The organism is Bradyrhizobium liaoningense (assembly GCF_018130955.1).
Lineage (GTDB): Bacteria > Pseudomonadota > Alphaproteobacteria > Rhizobiales > Xanthobacteraceae > Bradyrhizobium > Bradyrhizobium liaoningense_C.
The window spans coordinates 25,228-31,305 of sequence record NZ_JAFCJM010000076.1 but is presented as its reverse complement, the minus strand read 5'-3'; the positions used below and the strand labels follow the sequence as shown (position 1 = coordinate 31,305).

Below are 6,078 nucleotides of genomic sequence, written 5' to 3'. Positions count from 1 at the left end.
AAATCACCCCGTGCCTTCACTTCCACGGAATCACAGGTCATTATTGCCGTCGAGAACAGTTTTTCAGCAGCCTGCTAGGCTAGATTATCGCTTCCACGCCTTCGTCACCGCCCCAATCTCCGCCGCCTCCGGCTCGCGTATCGTCGACACTGTGCGCGAGAATCTCGGTGCCGGCGCTGGCTGCTTGACGCCGTGGCGTTCGACGAAAACTTTTCGCGCGACCATGTGCGGATGCTCTGTCGCTTCCGACATCGTCAGCACCGGCGCGAAGCAGATGTCGGTGCCTTCCATGATCTTGCACCAGTCCTCGCGCGTCTTGCTCTTGAAGACGGCCTTCAGCTTGTCCTTCAGCGCCGGCCAGGCCTTGCGGTCCATCTGCGCGTCAAAATCGGCATCGGTCAGCCCGGCATGCTGGCGCAGCAGCGCGTAGAATTGCGGCTCGATCGAGCCGATCGAGATGAAGTGGCCGCACGCGCATTCGTAGACGCCATAGAAATGCGCGCCGCCGTCGAGGAAATTCTGGTCGCGGCCCTCGCTCCAGCGGCCCATCGCGGTCATGTCGAAGAAGAACGACATCAGCGAGGCCGCGCCGTCGCACATCGCGGTGTCGACGACCTGGCCCTTGCCGGATTTCTGCGCCTCCAGCAGTGCCGCGAGCACGCCGACCACGAGATAGAGCGCGCCGCCGCCGAAATCGCCGACCAGATTGAGCGGCGGCACCGGTGCGTCCTTTGTGCCGATCGCGGCGAGTGCGCCGGTGATCGAGATGTAGTTGATGTCATGGCCGGCGGCATTCGCGAGCGGCCCTTCCTGGCCCCAGCCGGTCATGCGGCCGTAGACGAGCTTTGGATTTTTCGCGAGCACCACGTCCGGTCCGAGCCCGAGCCGCTCCATCACGCCGGGACGAAAACCTTCGATCAGCGCATCGGCGTTGGCGAGAAGGTCGAGCACGTCAGCGATCGCTGCCTTGTCCTTCAGGTCGAGCTCGACCACCTTGCGGCCGCGGCCCGCCACCGACTTCATGCTCTTCCTGGCGCCGACGCGATCGAGCGTGACGACCTCGGCGCCCATGTCGGCGAGCAGCATGCAGGCGAACGGGCCCGGGCCGATGCCGGCGAATTCGACGATGCGAAAGCCTGAGAGCGGGCCGGACGCGCGAACGGAGGACCCTTGAGCTGGTTTATCGAGCACGGTTCTTGTTTCCTCGCGAGTTAATTGCTCGATTAACTTTTCCCGCCTTCGGCGAAGCGAGGCAAGCGCTTTCGTGCCGCACGCTCAAAATAAAAGCGGCGCGCATTTCTGCGCGCCGCGGAATTTTTGTGTTGAGACGCTAATTATCCGGCGGCTGTTACCGCGCGCGCCGCCATCACCTTGATGAGGTTGGCGCGGTAGTCGGACGAGCCGTGGATGTCGGACAACAGGCCGCTCGCGGGAATCGAGACGCTGTCGACTGCCGACGCCGACCAGTTCGCCTTCAAGGCGTTTTCAAGCGCCGCAACCCGCATCACGCCGCTCTGCGACGCGCCGGTCACCGCGACGCGGACATCGCCCGCCTTGGTCTTGGCGACGAACACGCCGGTCAGCGCGAAGCGCGAGGCCGGATGCGGGAATTTTGCGTAGCCCGCCTTCGCCGGAACCGGGAACGACACGGCGGTGATGATCTCGCCGTCCTCGAGCGCCGTCGTGAACAGGCCCTTGAAGTAGTCGTCGGCGGCGATCGAGCGCTTGTTGGTCTTGATCGTCGCGCCCAGCGCCAGCACTGCTGCCGGATAGTCCGCGGCCGGATCGTTATTGGCGAGCGAGCCGCCGATCGTGCCGCGATAGCGCACGGCCGGATCGCCGATCAGCGAGGCGAGATAGGCCACGGCCGGGATCGCCTTCTTGGCGGCATCGCTGGTCGCGACGTCATAGTGCGGCGTCGCGGCCTTGATGGTCAGCGTGTCGCCCGCGGCTTCGACGCCGATCAGCTCCTTGATCTTGGCAAGGTCGATCACGTCGGAGGGGCTCGCGAGCCGCTGCTTCATGACCGGCAGCAGCGTCTGGCCGCCGGAAAGGTATTTTGCCTCGCTGCCCTTGGCGAAGGTGGCGGCCGCCTCGTCGACGGAGGAAGCGCGATGATAAGTGGTCTGGTACATCTTCGTTGCTCCCTCTGTTAAGCCGCGTGGATCGTGCGCCAGACCCGATCGGGGGTCGCGGGCATTTCCAGATTGTTCTTGCCGATCGCGTCCGTGATCGCGTTGATCACGGCAGCGGATGCGCCGATCGCGCCGGCCTCGCCGCAACCCTTGATGCCCAAGGGATTGCCCGGGCAGAGCGTCGTGGTGTGGCTGAGCTTGAACGACGGAAGGTCGTCGGCGCGCGGCATGGTGTAGTCCATGAACGACGCCGTGACCGGCTGGCCGTTGGCGTCATAGACCGCGTGCTCCAGCAGTGCCTGCCCGATGCCCTGGGCAAGGCCGCCATGGACCTGGCCCTCGACGATCATCGGGTTGATCAGCCGGCCAAAATCGTCGGCCGCGACGAAGTTGACGAAGGTGGTCTTGCCGGTGCCGGGATCGACCTCGAGCTCGCAGATGTAGGCGCCGGCGGGGAAGGTGAAGTTGGAGGGGTCGTAGAAGGCGCTTTCCTTCAGGCCCGGCTCCATCCCGTCAGGCAGGTTATGCGCGGTGTAGGCCGCGAGTGCGACCATCGGCAGCGCGATCGCCTTGTCCGTGCCGGTCACCTTGAACTCGCCGTTCTCGATGACGATGTCGGCTTCGGAAGCCTCCAGCGCGTGTGCTGCGATCTTCTTGGCCTTGGACTCCATCTTCTCCATCGCCTTCAGGATCGCGGTGAGACCGACGGCCGCCGAGCGCGAGCCGTAGGTGCCCATGCCGAACTGCACCTTGTCGGTGTCGCCATGGACGATCGAGACCTGGCTGATCGGAACGCCGAGGCGATCGGCAACGAGCTGGCAGAACGTCGTCTCGTGACCCTGGCCGTGGCTGTGCGAGCCCGTGAGGATCTCGATGGTGCCGACCGGGTTGACGCGTACTTCGGCCGACTCCCACAGGCCGACGCCGGCGCCCAGGCTGCCGACCGCCTTCGACGGCGCGATGCCGCACGCCTCGATGTAGCAGGACACGCCGATGCCGCGCAGCTTGCCTTGGGCCTTCGCCTGCGCCTTGCGTGCGGCGAAGCCCGCATAATCGATCGCCTTCATCGCCGCGTCGAGCGAGGCGTTAAAGTCGCCGATGTCATAGGCCATGATGACGGGCGTCTGATGCGGGAACTGAGTGATGAAGTTCGACTTGCGCAGCGCGGCCGGATCGACCTTCAACTGCCGCGCCGCCGTCTCCATCATCCGCTCGATCAGGTAGCTCGCCTCGGGCCGACCGGCGCCGCGATAGGCATCGACCGGCGTGGTGTTGGTGTAGACGCCGATCACCTCGGCATGGATCGCCGGGATGTTGTACTGGCCCGACAGCAGCGTCGCGTAGAGATAGGTCGGCACTGCTGACGAGAACAGCGACATGTAGGCGCCGAAATTGGCGTAGGTCTTCACCCTGAAGCCGAGGATCTTGTTGCTGGCGTCGAACGCCATCTCCGCATGGGTGACGTGGTCACGGCCGTGCGCGTCGGTGAGGAAGGCTTCGGTGCGGTCGCCGGTCCACTTCACCGGGCGTCCCGTCTTCTTGGAGGCCCACAGCGCCACCATCTCTTCCGGATAGATGTAGATCTTGGAGCCAAAGCCGCCGCCCACGTCGGGCGCGATCACGCGCAGCTTGTGCTCGGGCGCAATGTTGTAGAACGCCGACAGCACGAGGCGGGCGACGTGCGGATTCTGTGAGGTCGTGTAGAGTGTGTAGTGCTCTTCGGCTGTGTCGTAGTCGGCAAGCGCCGAGCGCGGCTCCATCGGATTCGGCGCCAGGCGGTTGTTGGTGACATCCATCTTCACCACATTCGCCGCCTTGGCGAAGGCGTCGTTCACCGCGTTCTCATCGCCGATGACCCAGTCATAGACCTGGTTGCCGGGCGCTTCGGGATGCAGTTGCGGCGCGCCGGCCTTGATCGCGGCGTTGACGTCCGCCACCGCCGGAAGCTCCTCGTAATCGACGACCACGGCTTCCGCCGCGTCGCGCGCCAGGTTCTTGCTCTCGGCGATCACCACCGCGACGGCCTGTCCGACGAAGCGCACGGTCTCCGGCGCCATCGCCGGCCATGCGCCCATCTTCATCGGGGTGCCGTCCTTGGAGGTGATGGCCCAGCCGCAGATGAGGTTGCCGACCTTATCGTCGACGATCTCCTTGCCGGTGAGCACCGCGACCACGCCCGGCATCTTCAATGCGGCTGACGAGTCGATCCCCTTCACCTTGGCATGCGCATGCGGGCTGCGGATGAAATGGGCATAGGTCATGCCCGGCAGTTTGATGTCGTCGACGTACCGGCCCTTGCCGGTAATGAAACGCTTGTCTTCCTTGCGCACGACGCTTGCGCCAATGCCTTCAACACCCATGTCCTGTCCTCCCGACCGGAATTTTGTCTGACCGCGCTTTCCATCGAAAGCAGCGGCGGTTGTTCGATTAGGCGTGCAGCGGCCTACTCGGCCGCCTGAGAGACCTTCATGCGGCCGGCCGCATCCAGCACCGCCTTGACGATGTTGTGGTAGCCGGTGCAGCGGCAGATATTGCCTTCGAGCTCGTGGCGGACGGTGGCTTCGTCGAGCTGGCCGCCATGACGCTGCACGATGTCGATCGCCGACATGATCATGCCCGGCGTGCAATAGCCGCACTGCAGGCCGTGATTGTCGCGGAACGCCGCCTGCATCGGATGCAGCTCGTCGCCCTTGGCGATGCCTTCGATCGTGGTGATGCTGGAGCCGCTGGCTTGCCCTGCGAGCACGGTGCAGGATTTCACCGCGCGGCCGTCGATATGCACGACACAGGCGCCGCACTGGCTGGTGTCGCAGCCGATATGGGTGCCGGTGAGGTTGAGGTGATCGCGCAGGAGATGGACCAGCAGCGTGCGGTCCTCGACATCGGCTGAGACGGCCTTGCCGTTCACCGTCAGTTTGACTGTAGACACGTGAATACCCTCCCGAATGTTTGTAGTTATTCCAATTAGAAACAGCGCAACGGAACTTTGCAACTGGGATTTTGCGCGCCATGGCGCCGCAAACGGCGTCACGGAAAAGTCATCGAGATCGCTGCCCGGGCGCCGAGCCTGGGCAACATCTTTTCGTGCCGCCGCCAGCGGGTGGCGCGACCTGCACGATGTCTGCGAAATGAAATAGGCGTCTCGTCTCGCGGCAGCGATGTCGCTCGCGATCATGCGAGACGCTGCGTCCTCGACGTCAGTCCTGCTGCGCGTCGTCTCTCCCTCAAGATGTGTTCGTTTGTTGGGATGAATAGGAACACGGCGCCGCCGCTTTGTAATCGCGATCTTGGTAGTAGGCGGGCTGGCGGCTAAGTCATTGATTTTCTTGGTGGTGCGCCGCGCATAAGGGGTTTCGGGCCGGCTTGCGGCGCGGCGTGCAGGCACTTCGGCCGCGCGGTTTGCGCCGCGTACTGCACCTAGTACTTCCTGGCGATTGTCTGTCGCGCCGAACCGACTTACCGACCGTACAAACAATAGCGGAGGGAGGAAGCGATGCAGATGATCGACAGCCAGCGTATTCCGGCATCGAAGGCCAAGGTGTGGGCCGCGCTCAACGATCCCGATGTCCTCAAGCGCTGCATTCCCGGCTGCCAGTCGCTCGAGATGGCATCGCCGACCGAGATGACCGCCACCGTCGTGCTGAAGGTCGGTCCGGTCAAGGCGACCTTCAACGGCAAGGTGACGCTGACCGACATCGACGCGCCGAACAGCTATCGCATCATCGGCGAAGGCGCCGGCGGTGTTGCGGGTTTTGCCAAGGGCGGCGCCAAGGTGAGGCTCGAGGAGGAAACGCCCGAAATCACCATCCTGCACTACGAGACCGATGCGCAGATCGGCGGCAAGCTCGCGCAGCTCGGTTCGCGGCTGATCGATTCCACCTCCAGGAAACTCGCAGCGAACTTTTTCGAAAACTTTGCCGCCGTCGTCGCGCCGGCTTCCTGA

General features: G+C 64.1%; 5 protein-coding genes. 1 reads left to right on the top strand and 4 read right to left on the bottom strand.

Annotated features, from left to right (window positions below):
* Positions 1 to 84: 84 nt before the first annotated feature.
* From JQ632_RS34700 to JQ632_RS34685, 4 genes are all read right to left on the bottom strand, one after another.
* Positions 85 to 1,191, bottom strand: a complete 1,107-nt coding sequence (locus JQ632_RS34700; RefSeq protein ID WP_212407228.1) for a CaiB/BaiF CoA-transferase family protein — start codon at positions 1,189 to 1,191, stop codon at positions 85 to 87.
* 143 nt (positions 1,192 to 1,334) lie between these two features.
* A complete protein-coding gene (locus JQ632_RS34695) occupies positions 1,335 to 2,135 on the bottom strand; it encodes a xanthine dehydrogenase family protein subunit M (protein WP_212407227.1) in 801 nt (266 codons plus the stop codon).
* Between the two features lie 17 nt (positions 2,136 to 2,152).
* On the bottom strand, positions 2,153 to 4,495 hold the full coding sequence (locus JQ632_RS34690) for a xanthine dehydrogenase family protein molybdopterin-binding subunit (RefSeq protein ID WP_212407226.1): 2,343 nt from the start codon (positions 4,493 to 4,495) through the stop codon (positions 2,153 to 2,155).
* Between the two features lie 83 nt (positions 4,496 to 4,578).
* A complete protein-coding gene (locus JQ632_RS34685) occupies positions 4,579 to 5,064 on the bottom strand; it encodes a (2Fe-2S)-binding protein (protein ID WP_212407225.1) in 486 nt (161 codons plus the stop codon).
* A gap of 564 nt (positions 5,065 to 5,628) precedes the next feature.
* Here JQ632_RS34685 and JQ632_RS34680 point away from each other — a divergent pair.
* Positions 5,629 to 6,078, top strand: coding sequence for a carbon monoxide dehydrogenase subunit G (locus JQ632_RS34680; protein WP_212407224.1), 450 nt, complete (start codon positions 5,629 to 5,631; stop codon positions 6,076 to 6,078).

Coding starts and splice junctions, on each gene's coding strand:
- JQ632_RS34695 (WP_212407227.1), bottom strand. CDS start 2,135: ATGTACCAGACCACTTATCATCGCGCTTCCTCCGTCGACGAGGCGGCC.
- JQ632_RS34690 (WP_212407226.1), bottom strand. CDS start 4,495: ATGGGTGTTGAAGGCATTGGCGCAAGCGTCGTGCGCAAGGAAGACAAG.
- JQ632_RS34680 (WP_212407224.1), top strand. CDS start 5,629: ATGCAGATGATCGACAGCCAGCGTATTCCGGCATCGAAGGCCAAGGTG.